This is a genomic window from Pseudazoarcus sp. NS20, assembly GCF_059703745.1.
The window spans coordinates 592,421-611,255 of sequence record NZ_BAAKIY010000001.1 but is presented as its reverse complement, the minus strand read 5'-3'; the positions used below and the strand labels follow the sequence as shown (position 1 = coordinate 611,255).

The window sequence follows — 18,835 nt, the reverse complement described above, 5'->3', positions numbered from 1 at the left end:
AAGAAATCGCCGCCCGTTGCACAGGCGACCTTGAAATCATCTTACTCAACACACCGACGGCTCACCAATTGAACGCACTGACAGGGCCCATCGCGGGCCGCTATCGCAGCGCTCAGGCCGCAGCTTCTTCGACGTGCATGCGTCCGATCGGGCGCACACCCGGCAAACCGCATTCCAGAATGGCTTGGCGTACCACGTCGATGGCGCCACTGCGCGGGTAAGTGACGCGCCACGCCAGCGCGACCCGCCGCGTCGGCTCCGGGTCGGCAAACGGGCGCACGGCCACCAGCGCGTTGTTCTCTTGCAGACCGTCGGCGGCGGAGCTGGGCAGGATGGTGACCCCTAGGCCGGTGGCCACCATGTAGCGGATGGTTTCGAGCGAGCTGCCCTCCAGCGTGCGCTGCAAGCCGCCGACGTTGCGACACTGCGGGCAGACTTCCAGAACCTGATCGCGAAAGCAATTGCCGGCGCCCAGCAGCAACAGCTGATCATCCGCCAGCTTGTCGGCCTCGATGTGCTGCTCGCTGGCCCAGGCGTGCCCGGCCGGCAGCAGCACGCGGAAGGGCTCGTCGTACAGCGGCTGCGCCACCACGCCGGCTTCCTCGAACGGCAACGACAGGATCACCACATCCAGCTCGCCCCGCTTGAGCTGCTCGACCAGCACGTGGGTGAAGTTTTCCTGGATCACCAGCGGCATGCGCGGCGCATGCTTGCGCATCAGCGGAATCAGGCGCGGCAGCAAATAAGGGCCGATGGTGTAGATGGCGCCGATGCGCAGCGGGCCGGACAACGGATCCTTGCCGGCCGCCGCGATTTCCGGGATGAGCGCGGCCTCGACCAGCACTTTTTCGGCCTGATTGACGATGCGCTGACCGACGGCGGTGATCTTGACCTCGGTGGCACTGCGCTCGAACAATTGCACACCGAGTTCGTCTTCGACCTTCTTGATGGCGACCGAAAGCGTAGGCTGACTGACGTGACAACTTTCGGCCGCGCGGCCGAAATGGCGCTCGCGTGCCAGGGCAACGAGGTAGCGCAGGTCGGTTAAGGTCATGGGCAAAGCTCCTGTCGCGGCATCGCGCCAAAGGCATGGGCGACGCCAAAAGGCCATCGTTTGAAGCATACGCCAGCTTGCCGCGCCGCTGCACGCACGAAGTGCTGTGGCGCTGCGGGAACGCTCTTCAAGCGCGTGCGTCTACTGCCTCGCGTTCGCAACACTCTTAAAGGATCAACATCCATGCGCACCCCGAGTTTCAAGAGCCTCGTCACCTTTTGCATCGTCGCCGGCATGACGTTCGGCAGCGTCGCGCCGCACGCGTTCGCAGCCCCGGCGGAGAGCCAGCAACTGGTCAAGCCCAATCGCTTCGGGCTGCCCGATTTCGGCGATCTGGTCGCCGAGGTGTCGCCGGCGGTGGTGAACATCAGCGTGGTGCATACCCGTGCCGCCAGCGCCTCCAACCCCTTCGCCGAAGATCCGATGTTCGATTTGCTGCGGCGCTTCGGCGTGCCCATGCCGAACATGCCGGGCCAGGGCGGCCCGGGCGGGCAGGCCCCCAGCCCTCAGATCAGCCGTGGCATCGGCTCGGGTTTCATCATCAGTGCGGACGGTTACGTGCTGACCAATGCCCACGTGGTGAGCGAGCGCGGCACCGACACCGAAGTCACCGTGCGTCTGCTTGATCGCCGCGAGTTCACGGCCAAGGTCATCGGTGCCGACCCGCGCACCGACATTGCGGTGCTGAAAATCGACGCCAAGGATCTCCCCACCGTGAAGCTCGGCAACCCGGAGCAATCCCGCGTGGGTGAATGGGTGGTGGCCGTGGGCTCGCCCTTTGGCTTCGATTCCACCGTCACCGCCGGCATCATCTCGGCCAAGGCACGCCGCCTGCCGAGCGAAACCTACGTGCCGTTCATCCAGACCGACGTCGCCATCAACCCCGGCAACTCGGGCGGGCCGCTGTTCAACCTGACAGGTGAAGTGATCGGCATCAACGCCCAGATCTACTCGCGCTCGGGCGGCTTCATGGGCATCTCCTTCGCGATTCCCATCGACGTGGCGCTCAACGTCAAGGATCAGTTGGTGGAGTTCGGCCGCGTGCAGCGTGGCCGCCTCGGCGTGCTGATTCAGCCGGTCGACAAGGAGCTGGCACAGAACTTCGGTCTGTCCGAGCCGCATGGCGCGCTGGTGGCGCGCATCGAGCCCGACTCCGCGGCCGCCAAGGCCGGCTTGCAGCCGGGTGACATCATCACCGGCGTGGATGGCACGCGAGTGGCCGATTCGGCCGATCTGCCACGCATCATCGGCGAGAAACGCCCCGGCACGCGTGTGCGCATGGACGTGTGGCGTGACAAGTCGAGCAAGCGCATCACCGCTACCCTCGACGAAATGCCCAGCGAAGAGGGCGCAGCCGCACCGAATGCCACGCCGCAGCCGCAGCCCGATCAGGAGGTCGGCAAGCTCGGCCTGCGCGGGCGCAACATCGACCCGACCGAAGCGGGGCGTCTGGGCATTCCGGGCGGCGTGCTGGTCGAGAACGTGTCCGGCCCGGCCGCCAAGGCCGGCCTGCGCAGCGGCGACATCGTACTGGCCCTGAACAACCAAGGCGTCGCCAACGTTGCTGAACTGCACGCGCGGGTGGACAGCGCCGGAAAACGTTTCGCCCTGCTGGTGCAGCGCGATGACGGGCGGATCTTCCTCGCCGTCACGCTGGACTAAGTGCTCGTCACCGAAAGCGGCCGGCTGCATGCCGGCCGTTTTCTTGTGCCCACCTCCAAATGACGATTGCGAGCGTACGAGCAGTTCGGATAGATTCGAACCAAAGCCATACGGCATGGTCTTTTCGCCGTTGCTGCACCGCGGCGGCCACCTCTCGACAACTCACAGGAGCAATAACATGAAGAAATCCCTGCTTGCAGCGGCCCTCGGCCTGACTGCCATTGCCGTCAGCGCCACCGCCATGGCTCAGGTATCCACCTCGGACATGATCAAGTACCGCCAGTCGGGCTATGCCTTCATGGGCTGGAACATGGGCAACATCAAGGCTCAGCTCGAAGCCGAGCAATATGACCAGGCTCGCGTCGTGGCAGCCGCCAACGTCATCGCCTCCGTGGCCAACTCCGGCATGGGCGCCCTGTTCGCTCCTGGCACCGAAAAGGGCACCGGCTGGGCCGAAACCCGCCTGAAGCCCGAGTTCTTCACCGAGCAAGAGAAAGTACGTGAAGTAGCAACCAACTTCGTGCAACAAGCGAACAAACTGCAGGAAGTCGCCGCCAATGGTGACAAAGCTGCAGTGGCTGCACAATTCGCCGAAGTCGGCAAGTCGTGCAAAGCCTGTCACGACAACTTCCGCGGCCCGGCACGCTGAAGCCCACCTGCAAAGCGAAAACGGCCACCCACGGGTGGCCGTTTTTCATGGCGATTCCGGTCATTACCAGCCTAGGTCGGGCGCCGGCGGAGGCGGAGGCGGGTTGAACACGCCGCTGGTAACCCACACCACGGCCAGCGCAATGGCCAGCGCCACGGCAAAGCGCAGCGCGCCACCACCGGTGTTTTCTACATAGCGCGCATCCACCGGCACGGCCTTGCGCCCGGTGATCATCGGTTTGACCAACACCTCCTTGTGCACTTGGGTGTACCAAAGCACGGCCGCCACATGCAGCGCGATCAGGCCGTAGATGTACCACTCGGTGAGCTTGTGCCAGTCGCTCATCTGCGACACCGTGGCATTCGACACCGCCGCCGCCATCGGCCCGCGGAACGACACCGCGTCATCGGTGAACAAACCGCTCACCGCCTGAAAGCCGATCAGCCCCAGGAGCGCCAGCACCGAAAGAGCGCCGATGGGATTGTGGCCGATGCCCGCCCAACGCCCCGCCAGATACTCGCGGATGGCGCCCGGGCCGCGCACGAAACTGGCGAAACGCGCGGTACGTGAGCCAATCAGCCCCCACACGATGCGGAACACGATCAGGCCGAGAATGGCCTGGCCGAAGCGCCCGTGCCACACCATCAGGCCGCCCGTCTTGACGGTGATGATGGACCCCGCCACCAGCGCCATCAGCAGCCAATGGAACATCCGGACCGGCAGGTCCCACACGCGGATCAGGCGTTCGCTCATGCAGAAGACTCCTTGGAGTTCGATTTGGTCGCCCCGGCGCGACGCTGTGCAAGAAATTCGCCGAGGATACGTGCCGTATGCGACCGTTTCGAGGCACAAACAGTTTCCACTGGCCCTTGCGCGACGATCTCGCCGCCGCCATCGCCACCTTCCGGGCCCAAGTCGATGAGCCAATCGGCTTCGGCCATCACGTCCAGATCATGTTCGATCACCAGCACGGTATGGCCCGCATCCGCCAGCCGGTGCAGCACGTGGATGAGCTTCTCCACGTCGGCCATGTGCAGGCCCACGGTGGGCTCATCCAGCACATACAGCGTGTGCTTCTCGGGCGGCAGCGGGCGACCGCCGGTGGCTTCGGATTCGCCGGCGCGGCCGCGTACCTTGGAGAGCTCGGTCACCAACTTGATGCGCTGCGCCTCGCCGCCCGACAAGGTGGGGCTGGGCTGGCCCAGCGTGAGGTAGCCCAGCCCGACGTCCTGCAGCAGCTTCAGCGGGTGGGCGATGGACGGATGCGCGGCGAAGAACTCCACCGCGTCTTCCACCGGCATGTTCAGCACGTCCGCCGCCGACTTGCCGCGCCATTCCACCGCCAGCGTCTCGGCGTTGAAGCGTTTACCGCCGCAGGCTTCACACGGCAGCTTCACGTCGGGTAGGAAGTTCATCTCGACGGTGACCTGGCCCTGGCCGTCGCACACCGGGCAGCGCCCGCCGCCGGTGTTGAACGAGAAGCGCGAGGCGTTCCAGCCACGCGTCTTGGCGTCGAAGGTTTCCGCGAACAGCTTGCGGATGGTGTCCCAGAAGCCCACGTAGGTGGCCGGGCACGAGCGCGGCGTCTTGCCGATGGGGGTCTGGTCCACCTCGAGTACGCGGCCCACTTGCCGCCAGCCGTCGATGGCCTCGCAGCCGACGAGCTTGCCGGCTTCAGCATTGGTCGGCGCCGCCGCAGCCTTGCGGCCCGACTTGCCGGCCGCCAGCACTTCGCGCTGCAGGTTGGCCAGCAGCACGTCGCGCGCCAGTGTCGATTTGCCCGAGCCGGAGACGCCGGTGACCACCGTCAGCCGCCCGAGTGGCACGCGTGCAGCCACGCCCTTGAGGTTGTGCAGCGTGGCGCCCTTCACCGTGATCGAGGGGTGATCGTCTGCCACCCCGCGGCGCGGATGCAGCGGATGCACCAGCGGCGCACGCAGGCAGGCGCCGGTGGCCGAAGCCGGCGCGGCTTTGAGGTCTTCCAGCGTGCCCGAGGCGGTGACCTGCCCGCCGCGCACGCCCGCGCCGGGGCCGAGGTCGATGACGTGGTCGGCACGGCGAATGGTGTCTTCGTCGTGCTCCACCACCAGCAGCGTGTTGCCGCGATCACGCAGAGCTTCGAGCGTGTCGAGCAGCAGGCGGTTGTCGCGCGGGTGCAGGCCGATGGTGGGCTCGTCGAGGATGTAGCACACGCCGCGCAGATTGGAGCCGAGCTGCGCGGCCAGGCGGATGCGCTGCGCCTCGCCGCCCGACAGCGTGGGTGCGGCGCGGTCGAGCGCGAGATAGCCCAAGCCCACCTTGTGCAGGAATTCCAGACGGCCTTTGATTTCGCTCACCAGATCACGGCCGATGTCGGCCTCGCGCCCGGCCAGCGAAATAGCCTCGAAGAAGCCCGACACCTTGTCCACCGCGAACGACGACAGCTCGTGAATGCCCAGGTCGCGGAAGCGCACGGCGCGCGCCACCGGGTTGAGGCGTGCGCCATCGCACGCCGGGCAGGTTTCATCGGCCACGTGCTCGTCGTCGGCCAGATCGAGCGCATTCGGGTCTTCGACGCGGCCGCTCACCTTGAGCCCCGTGCCGAAGCAACTCGGGCACCAGCCATGCTTGGCGTTGTACGAGAACAGGCGCGGGTCCGGCTCTGGGAAGCTGGTGCCGCAGCACGGGCAGGCGCGCAGCGTCGAGAAGGTGGCCGGCTGGGCGCCCAGCGCGCCAAGCTCGAGCACCTTCACCACGCCCTTGCCGTGCTCCAGCGCGGTCTGCAGCAGTTCGCGCAGGCGCCCTTCGTTCTTGCTCTGTGCCACCACCATGCCCACCGGCAGGTCGATGACGTGTTCCTTGTAGCGGTCGAGGCGCGGCCATTTGGTGGTGGGCAGGTATTCGCCATCCACGCGCAATTGCTCGAAGCCCTTGCCGCGCGCCCACTTGGCGAGATCGGTGTACAAGCCCTTGCGGTTGACGATCAGCGGCGCCAGCACCTCCACCGACTTGCCGGCGAAGTCCTTGGCCACCTGCGCGGCAATGGCGTCGAAGCTCTGCGGCACCACCGGCACCTCGCAGGTGGGGCAGTACTGCGTGCCGAGCTTGACGTAGAGCAGGCGCAGGAAGGGCTGGATTTCGGTCAGCGTGCCGACCGTGCTCTTGCGCCCGCCACGGCTGGTGCGCTGCTCGATGGCCACCGTGGGCGGGATGCCGGTGAGGCGCTCGACATCCGGCCGCGCCGCCGGCTGCACGAACTGGCGCGCGTAGGCGTTGAGCGACTCCAGATAACGGCGCTGCCCCTCGCCGAACACGATGTCGAAGGCCAGCGTCGATTTGCCCGAGCCGGACAGCCCGGTGATCACCGTGAGCTTGTCGCGCGGGATGTCCAGGCTAACGTTCTTGAGGTTGTGCTCGCGTGCGTGGCGGATGCCGATGGCCGGCGCGGGCAGGGCGCGGTAGCGCGGCGTGGCCTCGGCCGCCTTGGGCGTGGTGGCCAGCGTATCAAGCGCGGCGAGGTACTCCTGCATGGCACGGCCGGTATGCGAGGCGGCCACCTTCATCACCTGTTGCGGCGTGCCTTCGGCCACCAATGCGCCGCCGTCTTCGCCGCCTTCCGGGCCGAGGTCGATCAGCCAGTCAGCCGCCAGCAGCACGTCAAGGTTGTGCTCGATCACCACCACCGCGTGGCCAGCGTCGAGCAGCTTGTCGAAAGCACCCAGCAATGTCGCCACGTCGGAGAAATGCAGCCCGGTGGTGGGCTCGTCGAACAGGAACAGCAGGCGCTCGTTCTTGCCGGCGCGGGCCTTCTTGCCAGCCTTGGCAGCGGCTTCCGCTAAGTGGGCGGCGAGTTTCAGGCGCTGCGCCTCACCGCCCGACAGGGTCGGCACGGGCTGACCCAGCCGCACGTACTCCAGCCCCACGTCGGCCAGCGGCGCCAGCGCGGCGAGGGCATCCTTCTCGCCTTCGAAGAAAACCAGAGCTTCGGAAACCGTCATCTCCAGCACGTCGGACACCGACTTGCCGCGCCATTCCAGCTCCAGCACTTCAGGGCGGTAACGCTTGCCGTCGCAGTCCGGGCAACGCAGATAGACGTCGGACAAGAACTGCATCTCGACATGCTCGAAGCCCGAGCCGTTGCAGGTCGGGCAGCGCCCGGTGCCGGTGTTGAAGCTGAAGGTGCCGGGCGTGTAGCCGCGCGCCTTGGCCTCGGGCAGCGCGGCGTAGCGCTTGCGGATGGCGTCCCACGCGCCGACGTGGCTCACCGGCATGGAGCGCGCGCTCTTGCCGATGGGCGACTGATCGACCAGCACCACACCGGCCAGATGCTCGACACCATCCAGGCCGGCGCAGGCGTCCGGCGGCAGTTCGGACGACACGCTTTCGCCGAAGTGGCGAGCCAGCACCGGGTGCAGCACGTCCTGCATCAAGGTGGATTTACCCGAGCCGGACACGCCCGAAACGCACACCAAGTTGCCCAGCGGAAAGGCCACGTCGATGCCGCGCAGGTTGTGCAGGCGCGCACTGCGCAGCGTCAGCCGCGGCGTATCGCGCGTGACCGGGCGGGCCACGCGGCCGATGTCCACACGCTTGCGGCCGGCCAGATAGGCGCCGGTGAGTGAATCCTTGTCCGCCGCCACTTCGGCCGGCGGGGCGTAGGCGACGATGTGGCCGCCGCGCTCACCAGGGCCGGGGCCGATGTCCAGCAGGCGGTCGGCGGCGAACATGATCTGCGGGTCGTGCTCGACCACCACCAGCGTGTTGCCGGCGTCGCGCAGGCGCGTCATCACGCCCAGAATGCGGTCGATGTCGCGCGGGTGCAGGCCAATGCTCGGTTCGTCGAGTACGAACAGCGTGTTCACCAGCGAAGTGCCCAGCGCGGTGGTGAGGTTGATGCGCTGCACTTCGCCGCCCGACAGCGTGCGCGACTGGCGATCCAGCGTGAGGTAGCTCAAGCCGACGCGGTCGAGGTAATCGAGCCGGCCGCGCACCTCGCCCAGCAGCAGCTCGGTGGCTTCGTCCAGCGGCTTGGGCAGTTCCAGCCCGTCGACGAACTCGCGCACGCGCGCCACTGGCTTGCTCATCAATTCGTGAATCGCCGCGCCGCTCTGATCGGCGTGCCCGCCCAGCCGCCACAACAGCGCCTCGGGTTTCAGGCGCGCGCCGTGGCAGGCCGGGCACTGCGTGTAGCTGCGATAACGCGACAGCAACACGCGGATATGCATCTTGTAGGCCTTGGTCTCGAGCCAATCGAAGAAGTGGCGCACGCCGTACCACTTCTTCGGCCAGGATGATTGCCAGCTCTTCCAGGTGTCGTCGCCCTCCAGCACCCAGCGGCGGTGCTCGGCCGACAGCTCGCGAAAGGGCACGTCCAGCGGCACGCCGTATTTGGGCGCCATCTTCTCCATGTCGGTCTGGCTTTCGGCGTAGCTCTTGGATTGCCAGGGCTTCACCGCGCCTTCGCGCAGCGTCTTCGATTCGTCCGGCACCACCAGGCCGAAATCCACCCCGATGACGCGGCCGAAGCCGCGACACACCTCGCACGCACCAATCGGCGAGTTGAACGAGAACAGCCCCGGAGTGGGGTCGGAATAGTGGATGTCGCAATCGGCGCAGTGCAGATCGGTGGAGAAGCGCCACACATCGGCCTCGCCGGCATGCACGCTCATGCGGCCCTTGCCGCGCGACAAGGCGGTTTCGATGGCTTCGGCCACGCGCGAAGGCTCGGCGTTGGAGAAACGGAAGCGGTCCTGCACCACGTGCAACACGTCGCCGTCGGCGCCCTCTTCGCGTGCCTGGATGCGGGTGTAGCCCTGCGCCGCCAGCAGGCCTTCCACTTCGGCTTCGCTGAAGTTCTTCGGTACCGGCACGGGGAAGCTCAGCACCAGCCGCGGGTCATCGGCCTTGCTGCGCTCGGCCAGCGCGCGCGAAACACTCTCGGGGTCGTCACGCCGCACCACGCAGCCACAGCCGCGGCAGTGCAGATGCGCCGCGCGGGCGTACAGCAGCTTGAAGTGGTCCGACAGCTCGGTCATGGTGCCGACCGTCGAGCGCGAACTGCGCACCGGGTTGGTCTGGTCGATGGCAATCGCCGGCGGCACGCCCTCGATGCGGTCCACCTGCGGCTTGTCCTGCCGGTCGAGAAACTGCCGCGCGTAGGGCGAGAAGGTCTCGACATAGCGCCGCTGGCCCTCGGCGTAGAGGGTGTCGAACACCAGCGAGGATTTGCCCGAGCCGGACACCCCCGTGACCACCGTCAGCTCGTTGAGCGGAATGTCGAGCGAGAGGTCGCGCAGATTGTTCTGGCGGGCACCGCGGATGCGGATGGAGTCGGACATGAGGGGGCCGGAAGGGGTGGGAAGCGGATTCTGATTCTATCGCCCGGCGAGCGGTTCCCGCTGTGTCGTAATGCGACTGTGCAGTGCCGCCACGCGGCCGCTGAACGTGCCCGGCGCGCCCTTCATCGCCACGTAACCTGCCTGCGGCAGCGTTGGGCTCCCGCGACCCGACTGGCGTCTATCCATGCATCCGGCCAAAACCGAACTTGCCCGCACCGCACTGGCTGCGCGCGACCCCGCGCTGGGCCCGGCGGAACGTCGCCTGCTGATCCTGTGCGACGGCAAACGCCCGCTCGACGAACTCGCCGCCTTGCTCGGCCCGCAGACCGCCGAACGGCTGCAACAGCTCGCCACCGCCGGCTTCATCGCCATGCCGGCGCTCGCGCCCGAGCCCGTGCCGCCCGCCCCGGCACCACTTCCACGCCCGCGTCGCTCGCCCGCAGTCGCCAAGATCTACATGCTCGACATGCTCACCCTGATGCGCAGCGAGGCCGCCGACGCCATGGCCGCCGAGATCAACGCCGCCGTCTCGGAAGCCGGCGTGATGCACGCCATCCACGATGCGCTGCACTTCATCGCTGGCGTATCCGGCCCACGCTACGCCCGCAAACTCGCCCTGCAACTGCGCGACACCGTGCCCGAGCCGTGGGACACCGCCATGGCCGCCGCCATCGAGGCTTTCAGCAGCGAGGCCGACACGCCCTCATAGCGCTGGCGACGTCGCTGGCTGCAACCGCAGCATCGTCGGAATTCGCTGCGCTCATGCCGACCTACGCTTGATCGTCCGCCGCGCCGAACTGCGCGAACACCTCGGCCCCGGTCAGGTCGTGCGTCTTGTTGGCAAACGCGTAATGCGCCGGCTTCTCGTCGATGAACACCTGGTGGTCGAAACGCCAGTCGCCTTCTTCCAGCAAGCCCAGCGGCAGGGCATAGAAATCCTGCTGTCTCAAACGGTAGAACAGATGCGTGCCGCACTCACCGCAGAAACCCCGCTCAGCCCACTCCGAAGAGGCATAGGTGCGGATGTGCTCCGCCCCCTCGATCTCCGGCACCTCGGAACACTCCACCGCAAACATCGGCCCACTGCCCCATTTGCGGCAGATGCTGCAATGGCACACGCCATACACCGCGTCTTTCACCGTGGCGCGCAGCTTCACGCTGCCGCACAGACATGCACCCGAAACCTCTTTTTCCGACATCGTCCGAACCTCCACTCAAACGCTTGTCACAGCATAACAAGCCCCTGCATGCCACACTCACTGGGGAGGAGAGCCATGCCTGAAGAAAACCCCATCACCGTCTTCTACGACGGCGCCTGCACGACCTGCAGGCGCGACCGAGCCAACTACGAACGCCTTGCCGGCGAAGGCGGGCGGGACGTGGAGTGGTGTGACATCACCGGGCGCGATGACGAGTTGCGCGCGGAAGGCATCGAGCCCGATGCGGCACTGCGCGAACTGCACGTGCGGGCGCCGGACGGCACGGTGCGGCGCGAGATGGATGCCTACATTCTGCTGATGTCGCGGGTGTGGGTGCTCAAGCCCGTGGCGTGGCTGATCGGGTTGCCGGGCGTGCGCGGGCTGTGTTCGCGGGCGTATCGCGTGATGGTGGATCGACGGCTGCGGCGCGAGGGGCGGGGCTGACCCTCGCGCGACCCAACGCGGGCTACATCACAGAGCGGGTGAAGTTGGCGAGCTCGGGGGTTTGCGGGTCGCTGAGGATCACCTTGGGGTCGCCGCTTTCGTGGATGCGGCCCTGGTGCATGAAGATCAGCTTGTTTCCGACGTCGCGCGCAAAGCGCATTTCGTGGGTGACCATGATCAGCGTCATGCCTTCAGCAGCAAGCTGACGCACCACCGCCAGCACCTCGCTGACCAGTTCGGGGTCGAGCGCCGAGGTGATTTCATCGCACAGCAGCACCTTGGGGTTCATGGCCAGCGCGCGAGCAATCGCCACGCGCTGCTGCTGCCCGCCGGAGAGCTGATCGGGGTAGCTGTCGAATTTGTCCGATAGCCCCACTTTATCCATCATTTCGCGGGCGATGGCTTCCACTTCTGGCTTTTTAAGCTTCTTCACCACGGTGGGCGCGAGCATCACGTTTTCGCCAGCGGTGAGGTGCGGAAACAGGTTGAACTGCTGGAACACCATGCCGACCTTCTGGCGCAGCGCACGCAAGTCGCCCTTGCCGCCGTGCAGGGCAGTGCCGTCGACGATGAGTTCGCCGTCGTCGATGGCTTCGAGGCCGTTGATGGTACGCAGCAGCGTGCTCTTGCCCGAACCGCTGCGGCCGATGAGGGCCACCACGTCGCCCTGCTCGACGCTCAGGTCGATGCCCTTGAGCACATGGTTGCTGCCGAAATGCTTGTGGAGGCCGGAGATCTTAACGAGCGACATGGAATTTCCTTTCCAGATGCTTGGCGTACAGCGAAAGCGGGTAGCACAGCGCGAAGTAGCCGACCGCCACCAGCCCGAACACCATGAAGGGCTGGAAGGTGGCATTGGCCAGCATGGAGCCCGTGCGCGTGAGTTCGGTGAAGCCGATGATCGACGCCACGGCGGTGCCCTTCACCACCTGCACCGAAAAGCCGACGGTCGGGGGAATGGCGAGCCGCAGCGCCTGCGGCAGGATCACGTAGCGCATCTGTTGGGTGAAGCCCAGCGCCAGACTGGAGGAAGCCTCCCACTGGCCGCGCGGCACGGCTTCGACGCAGCCCCGCCAGATTTCCGCCAGGTATGCGCTGGTGAACAACGTCAGCCCGACCGAAGCCGCAATCCACGGCGACACGTTCACGCCGAGCAGCGGCAGACCGAAGAACACGATGAAGAGCTGCATCAGCAGCGGCGTGCCCTGGAAGACCTCGATGTAGGCCTTGGTAAGCCACTGCAACGCACGGTTCTTGGCGATGCGCAGGAACAGGATGACGAGCCCCACCGTGCCGCCCAGCACGAAGGCCACAAGCGACAGCAGCAGCGTCCATTTGCCGCCGGCAAGGAGGTTGCGGAGGATGTCCGCAGTGGTGAATTCGACGAACATCAGCGCGCCCTCCCGACGATCACCCACTGACCGAACCGCATCAGCAACCAGCGCACGAACACCGACAGCACGAAGTACATGGCGGTGGCGACAAAGAAGGTCTCGAACGCGCGAAAGTTGCGCGACTGGATGTAGTTGGCAGCGAACGTGAGCTCTTCTGCCGCGATCTGCGAGCAAACCGCCGAACCCAGCATGACGATAATGACCTGGCTCACCAGCGCCGGCCACACCCGCGCCAGCGACGGGCGCAGCACCACGTGAATGAAGATCTGCGCACGGTTGAGTGCCAGTGACGCTGCGGCTTCGATCTGCCCGCGCGGGGTGGCGATGATGCCGGCGCGGATGATCTCGGTGGAATAAGCACCGAGGTTGATGACCATCGCCAGAATCGACGCCTCCCAGCCGCTGAGCTTCACGCCCAGCGACGGCAGGCCGAAGAAGATGAAGAACAACTGCACCAGGAACGGTGTGTTGCGGATGGCCTCCACATACACCCCGAAGAGCGTCGAGAACGGCTGGATGCGCCAGGCGCGGCAGATCGCCCCGACGATGCCGAGGCTGATGCCCAGCAGCGTGCCCACGGCGGTCAGGCCCAGCGTGGCAGCGGCGCCCTGCAGCAACATGTCGCTGTTGGCGAACACCGGTTGGAAATCGAACTGATACGCCATGGCGGCTCCGGGTCGGGGTGATCAGATCAGACGGCTTGCGGGCACCCTCAGCGCCGCGCCCGCAAGGGGTTGATCACAGGTCTTTCGGCAGCGGTGCGTTGAGCCAGCGCTGGCTGATTTCTTCCAGCGAGCCGTCGGTCTTGGCCTTGGCGATGATTTCATTCACCTTGGCCAGCAGGGCTGCCTCACCCTTGTTCGCCGCCACGTAGCACGGCGAGTTCTTGATGAGGAACTTGGGCTCGATGCTGCGACGCTTGGTCATGTCGCCCACCGCCGCGGCCACCACGTTGCCGGTGGCAATGAACTGCACCTGGCCAGTGAGGTAGGCCGAGATGGTGGAGTTGTTGTCCTCGAAGCGGCGCACCGTGACCTTGTCGGAAATGATCTTGGTGAGCTCCAGATCTTCCACCGCACCGCGCGTCACGCCCACGGTCTTGCCGTCGAGGGCGGCGGCATCCTTGAGCTCGACATCGCTGGGGCCGAACACGCCGTTGAAGAAGGGCGCGTAGGCGTCGGAGAAGTCGATGACCTTCTCGCGCTCGGCGTTCTTGCCGAGGCTGGAGATCACCAGATCGACGCGGCCGGTGGTCAGGTAGGGAATGCGGTTGGTGCTGGTCACCGGCACCAGCTCGACCTTCACACCCAGCTCCTTGCCGATGAGGTTGGCCATGTCGATGTCGTAGCCGCGCGGCTTGAGATCGGTGCCGACACTGCCGAAGGGCGGGAAATCCTGCGGCACGGCAACGCGCAAGGTGCCGTTCTTCTGCACACTTTCGAGTGCATCGGCGTGGGCAGGCAGGGCGACGCAGGCGAACAGCGCCGCGCCGGCGAGAAGGTTCTGGATGAAGCTGCGACGATGAATCTGCATGGCGAGACTCCTACGAACGGGTGAGGGAAGGTTCACAACGGACAAACTCGATTCCGGCGCGATGGGCGGCACTGTCGAGGTGCGCGCGCATGGCCTGCGTGGCCAATGCGCCATCACCCGCCTCGATGGCGGCGAGGATGACGCGGTGTTCGTCGGCAGGCGACCACATGCTGCCGACGTCGTTGAACGGCAGGCGCAGGCTGTGGGCGATCTGCGCGCTGAACTGGGCAGCCACGGCGCGCATCAGCGGGTTGCCCGACAGCTCGGCCAGCTGCAGGTGAAAGTGCAGATCCAGCTCCGAGGCCTGCACCAGGTCGCCCGCGCGCAGCGCGTCTTCCATGTCGTGCTGGATGGCCCACAGCGCGGCCACATCTGCCGGCGAAGCCCGCAGCGCGGCAAGGCCGGCCCACACCGGCTCCATGGCATGGCGGAATTCGAACAGCGCATGCGGCGGTGTGGCCGACGGGCCGGCGGGCAAGTGCGCCAGCCCGGCCTTGCTGCCCCAGGTCACGAACACGCCTTTGCCGGCCTGCGAGCGCACCAGGCCGAGCGCCTCGAGCATCGACACCGCCTCGCGCAGCGAGGCGCGGCTGATGCTCAGGCTTTCGGCCAGATCGCGCTGGGACGGCAAAGGGGCGCCCTGGGCGAACTCGCCCGAGACGATGCGGCGTTGAAGCGCTTGCGCGGCGATGCTGGCAATACTGGGCATGGGCCTGCTTTTAAGTGGCTGGGTTAAGGTCTGGTCAGACCAGTCAGGCCAGTTAAAGCATCAGGCGTGCCAGAAGGCGGTTTTCCCTTTCGGGACGGGCAAACCTGCGATGTCGGTACTGATCGGAAGAAACACGAGAGGGGGCGCACGCACCAACGCGGCAAGCGGCTGAGTGCGCTTTGCCCACGGATGGTGCAGAGGGAATCAGAAGAGAGGAATCACGCGCCGAGCGGCCGGCTCGAAGCCGCGCAGAATGAGCAGAAGGCCATGCCGGAAGCCGGCATGGCCTTCTGCTAAGACCCGACGTGCAGCGGCCTCAGTTGCGGCCCAGGCCGCGGAACACCGCGCACTGCGCAAAGGCCTCGGCCGACAGCGGGATGTTCTTGCTGCTGCAGAAACGTGCGGTGAGCTTGAGCAGCTCCTTGATGTCGCGCCCGCTGGCCTCGCCGTAGGTATCCACCAGCGTCTCGATCAGGGCGTCATCCAGACTGACGTTGAACTGCCGCGCCAGCGTGTGCCACAGGCGCAGCGCCGCGTCGCGCGGCGGAATGTCGTACTTGATGGTGGCGATGCAGCGCGACAGGATGGCGTCGTCCACGTCGTCGATGCGGTTGGTGGTCATGAACAGCAAGCCGCTGAAGTACTCCAGCGTGCGCAGGAACTCGGCGACGATGGCGTTGTGCTGCAGGTCGTTGTCGCGGCAGCGGATGTACACATCGGCCTCGTCGAGCAGCATGATGGCGTCCCAGCGCGCGGCGCGTTGCAGCACCGTCGACAGGTTGGCCTCGACCGACTCGGCGGTGATGCCGAGCTGGCCCGAATGCACGCGGTACAACGGCTTGCCGACGACTTCGGAATACACCTCGGCGGTGAGCGTCTTGCCCAGGCCCGGTGCGCCCTGGCACAGGATGATGGTGCCGCCGGATTTGCCTTCGACGATGTCGTCCACCAGCACGTCCATGTCGGAGGTGAGGATGTCGATGAGGTCGCGGTGCGAGTCGGGCAACACCAGCTTGTCGCGCAGCTCGGGCTTGTATTCGTAGGGCTCGAGGTTCTGCACGTGCACCCACACGTTGCGGTGCAGCTCCAGATGAAACAGGTTCAGGTAGCAGTGCAGCGGCACACGCTCGAACCCACAGGGGATGCCCAGCTCACGCCAGAAGGTGGTGTCGGCATTGAAGTCGAAACTGCGTTCGAGCACGCCTTCGTCGTTCACGCACTTGGCCACCACGCCGCGCGGCAGCTTCATGAACTCGGTGTCTTGCGGGCCCTTGGACAGGAACATCGCATTGCGGCACGAGAACTGCATGCCGAAGCGCGGCTGCAGCTCGAGGAAGCGGCGCTCGTGCTGCAGGTATTCCTCTTTGAGCTCGGCGGTTTCCTTGAAATACCCGCGCTCGGCGAGCAGGTCGGGAATGGTCTTGCCGTCGAGGTCGTAGCGGTAGAACACGATGGCATTGGTCATGCCGCCGTGGCGGCGCATCGGGTCTTCGGAGACTTCGTTGTGCGCCGACCAGATGGTGTTGGCCATCAGCCCGACGATGACATAGGGCGAGCCGTGATCAGGGTTCACCATGCGCACGTAGCTGACCAGCCACGGCAGCAGCACGCCATCCTTGTTGCGGCGGTACAGCCAGCCGTCTTCGATGTCCTTGAAGAGGTAGGCAACCAGCGCCGGGATGAACACCTCGAGGTTGTCCACGCCGATGCCGCCCGGCTCGCTGCGAATGCGGCGCAGCGCGGCAATCTGCAGCATGGTGGTGCGGTCGCCAACCGCCTCGCACAGGCCGTGGAAGGTATCCAGCGCCGGCACGTCGAAGAGCCGGCTCGGCACCACGCTGCGGCCGTGATACACGGCGCTCTCGGCCAGCCGCTTGCCCAGATCACTGTCACGGTCGATGCTGCCGAGCAGACGGTTGAGCAGGGTTTCGGAAATCTCGAGATCCATTGCCACTCCATCGCCGCGGCGTCGGTTCGCGCGGCCCACGGGAGCCCTCGCGACCCCCTCAAATGAAAACGGCTTCCGTGCCCGGAAGCCGCCAATCCTGGCCAGTCACGCTGTTTCCGCGCTCTGGCAAAGCCCTTCGCGAGCGCGAACGCCCATGCGAAGCCAGCCACCTGCCGCCTCAGCGGCGGGGCCACTATAGATCAACGTGCAAGGGTTTGGAAGCCGCGGCGATGTGGCGGAATCAGAAGCTGTAGACCATGTTCACACCGGTGATCTGATCGGTTCGCTTGCCCCGCGCGCCTTCGATGGCACTGTTGTGGCGAATGGTGTGGCTGAGCTTGGCCGAGATGGAATCGGTCACCCGCAAGGTGAGCGAACTGATCGACTCGGTCCAGTTGTTGTCGTTGCCGAATTCCAGTCGCAAGGTCTGTACGAACTTGGCGGTATCGGAGATCTCATGCGCAAAGCGGCCACCGACGTAGAGAATCGGCTCGCTGCCATTGAGGTTGTCGGGGTTCAGGTCGTAGCGCGTGCGTCGCACACCGGCACCGACCTCAGCCTCAAGCTCGGTGGCCTGGGTGCGATACAGCGTACGCCCGTAGCCGCCCAGACCTGTCCAGCGTGACAGGATGTCCGAGAAGCGATCACGCTCGTAGCGCAGGGTGCCGAACAGATAATCGCGGTCGGACAGCAGTTTGCGCGGCTTGTAGCCCAGGGTGTAGCGCTCGGCGCTCTTCTCGCCGTCGGCACGGGCGTAGTAGGCGTCACCGAAGAATTCGTGATGCCAGACTTCATTTTCGTACTTGAGATCGAAGCGGGTATTGAGCGTCGTGTCACGGCTATTGCCAGCCGTGTTCGAGAAGCCAAGCTCGAGACCGCCGGTCCACTCGTCGGCATGCGCGGGCAGAACAGCAGCCATCGCGACCGCGACAGCCAGGGCGTGTTTCTTCATCTTGTTGGTTCTCCTGTTCGGGCTTTGGGATGACCCGAACCGGAGGTTCCTCAGGAGACTGGCCAGCCCGGGAATTGCCCGAACTTAGCAGTCAAGCCAAGGCATTTCAAAGGCAGGGGGCGCTTGGCGGCATTTCGTCGATGCCATGCGAATGGCTGAGAGCAACTCTCAGCAGCGGCGCGTAAATGCCACAACTTCGCCTAAAACACAGCGACTTAGCGAGAAAAGCACACCGTCGACATCAAAAATCGGGAAACGCCAACGCCGGCTCGAACCACATTTCGTAAAAGAATGTAGGGAGCCCGTCACAACCCCATCAATTCGAGCACGCGGCGCTGATACCGCTCCGTGACTACGGCCACATCCATGCCGGGGTTGCGCACCCCACGCGCCAGCAGCCCGTCGAACAGAATGCACAGCATCTCGATGCACTCTTCCTGCGCTTCTTCCGACTTGAACAGACCGACGGCGCGCATGGTTTCCGCCAAGCTGTCCTGCAGACGGCGATCAACCGCACGCACGAGTTCGGCGACGCGCGGATTGCGTGCCGCTTCTGCGACGATCTCGAGCTTCAATGCGGCCTCGCCCGGGTCAAGCTTGCTGGCCACCCCCTCCGCCACACACTCGCGCACGGTGCTACGGATATCGGTAGAGGTACGCATTTGTTCATGGAACGCGAGGATGCGCACCACGTCATATTCGACAATGGCGGCAATGATGTCTTCCTTGTTGCGGAAGTAGTGATACACATGGCCAGGACTCATCCCCGAGGCCTGACAGATGCGGGCGATGCTCGCACCGTGGAAACCGTGTTCTCTAAAACAGGCCCGCGCAGCGTTCAGGATCTGCGCGCGGCGGGCTTCGGCCCGAGGGCTGGCTGGGGTTTCAACGGCGCTGTGTACGGCGGTCATGCGGGGAATCCGAGCTTGTCATGCAGTGCACCGTAACATAGAATGAGCGCTCGAACTAGAACA

The 18,835-nt window shown here is 65.6% G+C and carries 16 protein-coding genes; 4 read left to right on the top strand and 12 right to left on the bottom strand.

Features of this window, described 5'->3' with window-relative positions; translation table 11 throughout:
* Positions 1-112: 112 nt before the first annotated feature.
* On the bottom strand, positions 113-1,054 hold the full coding sequence (locus AC6H0W_RS02930; protein WP_497575617.1) for a LysR substrate-binding domain-containing protein: 942 nt from the start codon (positions 1,052-1,054) through the stop codon (positions 113-115).
* Positions 1,055-1,237: 183 nt separating this feature from the next.
* On the opposite strand from AC6H0W_RS02930, the gene AC6H0W_RS02925 reads away from it, so the two are divergent.
* Positions 1,238-2,716, top strand: a complete 1,479-nt coding sequence (locus AC6H0W_RS02925; RefSeq protein ID WP_497575616.1) for a DegQ family serine endoprotease — start codon at positions 1,238-1,240, stop codon at positions 2,714-2,716.
* A gap of 178 nt (positions 2,717-2,894) precedes the next feature.
* Positions 2,895-3,365, top strand: coding sequence for a c-type cytochrome (locus tag AC6H0W_RS02920; RefSeq protein WP_497575615.1), 471 nt, complete (start codon positions 2,895-2,897; stop codon positions 3,363-3,365).
* Between the two features lie 63 nt (positions 3,366-3,428).
* On the opposite strand, the gene AC6H0W_RS02915 is transcribed toward AC6H0W_RS02920, so the two are convergent.
* A complete protein-coding gene (locus AC6H0W_RS02915; protein ID WP_497575614.1) occupies positions 3,429-4,118 on the bottom strand; it encodes a cytochrome b/b6 domain-containing protein in 690 nt (229 codons plus the stop codon).
* The gene (gene uvrA, locus AC6H0W_RS02910; RefSeq protein WP_497575613.1) at positions 4,115-9,682 is read right to left on the bottom strand and encodes an excinuclease ABC subunit UvrA; all 5,568 of its coding nucleotides are present in this window, start codon (positions 9,680-9,682) and stop codon (positions 4,115-4,117) included. The genes AC6H0W_RS02915 and uvrA overlap by 4 nt, the downstream gene beginning before the upstream one ends.
* A gap of 184 nt (positions 9,683-9,866) precedes the next feature.
* On the opposite strand from uvrA, the gene AC6H0W_RS02905 reads away from it, so the two are divergent.
* Positions 9,867-10,391 (top strand): hypothetical protein, encoded by a 525-nt coding sequence (locus AC6H0W_RS02905; RefSeq protein ID WP_497575612.1) that lies wholly within the window; start codon positions 9,867-9,869, stop codon positions 10,389-10,391.
* A gap of 61 nt (positions 10,392-10,452) precedes the next feature.
* Here AC6H0W_RS02905 and AC6H0W_RS02900 read toward each other — a convergent pair whose 3' ends face one another.
* A complete protein-coding gene (locus AC6H0W_RS02900) occupies positions 10,453-10,881 on the bottom strand; it encodes a GFA family protein (RefSeq protein ID WP_497575611.1) in 429 nt (142 codons plus the stop codon).
* Between the two features lie 75 nt (positions 10,882-10,956).
* Here AC6H0W_RS02900 and AC6H0W_RS02895 point away from each other — a divergent pair, with 75 nt between their 5' ends.
* Positions 10,957-11,325, top strand: coding sequence for a thiol-disulfide oxidoreductase DCC family protein (locus tag AC6H0W_RS02895; RefSeq protein ID WP_497575610.1), 369 nt, complete (start codon positions 10,957-10,959; stop codon positions 11,323-11,325).
* A 22-nt stretch (positions 11,326-11,347) separates the two neighbouring features.
* Here the strand turns inward: AC6H0W_RS02895 and AC6H0W_RS02890 are convergent, their stop codons facing one another.
* The 8 genes from AC6H0W_RS02890 to AC6H0W_RS02855 form a co-directional block, all read right to left on the bottom strand.
* Positions 11,348-12,076 carry an amino acid ABC transporter ATP-binding protein gene (locus tag AC6H0W_RS02890; protein ID WP_497575609.1) on the bottom strand — a complete coding sequence of 243 codons (729 nt, stop codon included), beginning with the start codon at positions 12,074-12,076 and terminating at the stop codon, positions 11,348-11,350.
* On the bottom strand, positions 12,063-12,716 hold the full coding sequence (locus tag AC6H0W_RS02885; protein ID WP_497575608.1) for an amino acid ABC transporter permease: 654 nt from the start codon (positions 12,714-12,716) through the stop codon (positions 12,063-12,065). Before AC6H0W_RS02885 ends, AC6H0W_RS02890 begins: the two co-directional genes overlap by 14 nt.
* Positions 12,716-13,384 carry an amino acid ABC transporter permease gene (locus tag AC6H0W_RS02880; protein ID WP_497575607.1) on the bottom strand — a complete coding sequence of 223 codons (669 nt, stop codon included), beginning with the start codon at positions 13,382-13,384 and terminating at the stop codon, positions 12,716-12,718. Before AC6H0W_RS02880 ends, AC6H0W_RS02885 begins: the two co-directional genes overlap by 1 nt.
* Positions 13,385-13,457: 73 nt before the next feature.
* Positions 13,458-14,252, bottom strand: coding sequence for a transporter substrate-binding domain-containing protein (locus tag AC6H0W_RS02875; RefSeq protein WP_497575606.1), 795 nt, complete (start codon positions 14,250-14,252; stop codon positions 13,458-13,460).
* Positions 14,253-14,262: 10 nt separating this feature from the next.
* Positions 14,263-14,961, bottom strand: coding sequence for a FadR/GntR family transcriptional regulator (locus AC6H0W_RS02870; RefSeq protein ID WP_497575605.1), 699 nt, complete (start codon positions 14,959-14,961; stop codon positions 14,263-14,265).
* Positions 14,962-15,277: 316 nt separating this feature from the next.
* Positions 15,278-16,909 (bottom strand): AAA family ATPase, encoded by a 1,632-nt coding sequence (locus tag AC6H0W_RS02865; protein WP_497575604.1) that lies wholly within the window; start codon positions 16,907-16,909, stop codon positions 15,278-15,280.
* A 241-nt stretch (positions 16,910-17,150) separates the two neighbouring features.
* A complete protein-coding gene (locus tag AC6H0W_RS02860; RefSeq protein ID WP_497575603.1) occupies positions 17,151-17,861 on the bottom strand; it encodes a DUF481 domain-containing protein in 711 nt (236 codons plus the stop codon).
* 305 nt (positions 17,862-18,166) lie between these two features.
* Positions 18,167-18,772, bottom strand: coding sequence for a TetR/AcrR family transcriptional regulator (locus AC6H0W_RS02855; RefSeq protein WP_497575602.1), 606 nt, complete (start codon positions 18,770-18,772; stop codon positions 18,167-18,169).
* Positions 18,773-18,835: the final 63 nt, after the last annotated feature.

Coding starts and splice junctions, on each gene's coding strand:
- AC6H0W_RS02930 (WP_497575617.1), bottom strand. CDS start 1,054: ATGACCTTAACCGACCTGCGCTACCTCGTTGCCCTGGCACGCGAGCGC.
- AC6H0W_RS02925 (WP_497575616.1), top strand. CDS start 1,238: ATGCGCACCCCGAGTTTCAAGAGCCTCGTCACCTTTTGCATCGTCGCC.
- AC6H0W_RS02920 (WP_497575615.1), top strand. CDS start 2,895: ATGAAGAAATCCCTGCTTGCAGCGGCCCTCGGCCTGACTGCCATTGCC.
- AC6H0W_RS02915 (WP_497575614.1), bottom strand. CDS start 4,118: ATGAGCGAACGCCTGATCCGCGTGTGGGACCTGCCGGTCCGGATGTTC.
- uvrA (WP_497575613.1), bottom strand. CDS start 9,682: ATGTCCGACTCCATCCGCATCCGCGGTGCCCGCCAGAACAATCTGCGC.
- AC6H0W_RS02905 (WP_497575612.1), top strand. CDS start 9,867: ATGCATCCGGCCAAAACCGAACTTGCCCGCACCGCACTGGCTGCGCGC.
- AC6H0W_RS02900 (WP_497575611.1), bottom strand. CDS start 10,881: ATGTCGGAAAAAGAGGTTTCGGGTGCATGTCTGTGCGGCAGCGTGAAG.
- AC6H0W_RS02895 (WP_497575610.1), top strand. CDS start 10,957: ATGCCTGAAGAAAACCCCATCACCGTCTTCTACGACGGCGCCTGCACG.
- AC6H0W_RS02890 (WP_497575609.1), bottom strand. CDS start 12,076: ATGTCGCTCGTTAAGATCTCCGGCCTCCACAAGCATTTCGGCAGCAAC.
- AC6H0W_RS02885 (WP_497575608.1), bottom strand. CDS start 12,716: ATGTTCGTCGAATTCACCACTGCGGACATCCTCCGCAACCTCCTTGCC.
- AC6H0W_RS02880 (WP_497575607.1), bottom strand. CDS start 13,384: ATGGCGTATCAGTTCGATTTCCAACCGGTGTTCGCCAACAGCGACATG.
- AC6H0W_RS02875 (WP_497575606.1), bottom strand. CDS start 14,252: ATGCAGATTCATCGTCGCAGCTTCATCCAGAACCTTCTCGCCGGCGCG.
- AC6H0W_RS02870 (WP_497575605.1), bottom strand. CDS start 14,961: ATGCCCAGTATTGCCAGCATCGCCGCGCAAGCGCTTCAACGCCGCATC.
- AC6H0W_RS02865 (WP_497575604.1), bottom strand. CDS start 16,909: ATGGATCTCGAGATTTCCGAAACCCTGCTCAACCGTCTGCTCGGCAGC.
- AC6H0W_RS02860 (WP_497575603.1), bottom strand. CDS start 17,861: ATGAAGAAACACGCCCTGGCTGTCGCGGTCGCGATGGCTGCTGTTCTG.
- AC6H0W_RS02855 (WP_497575602.1), bottom strand. CDS start 18,772: ATGACCGCCGTACACAGCGCCGTTGAAACCCCAGCCAGCCCTCGGGCC.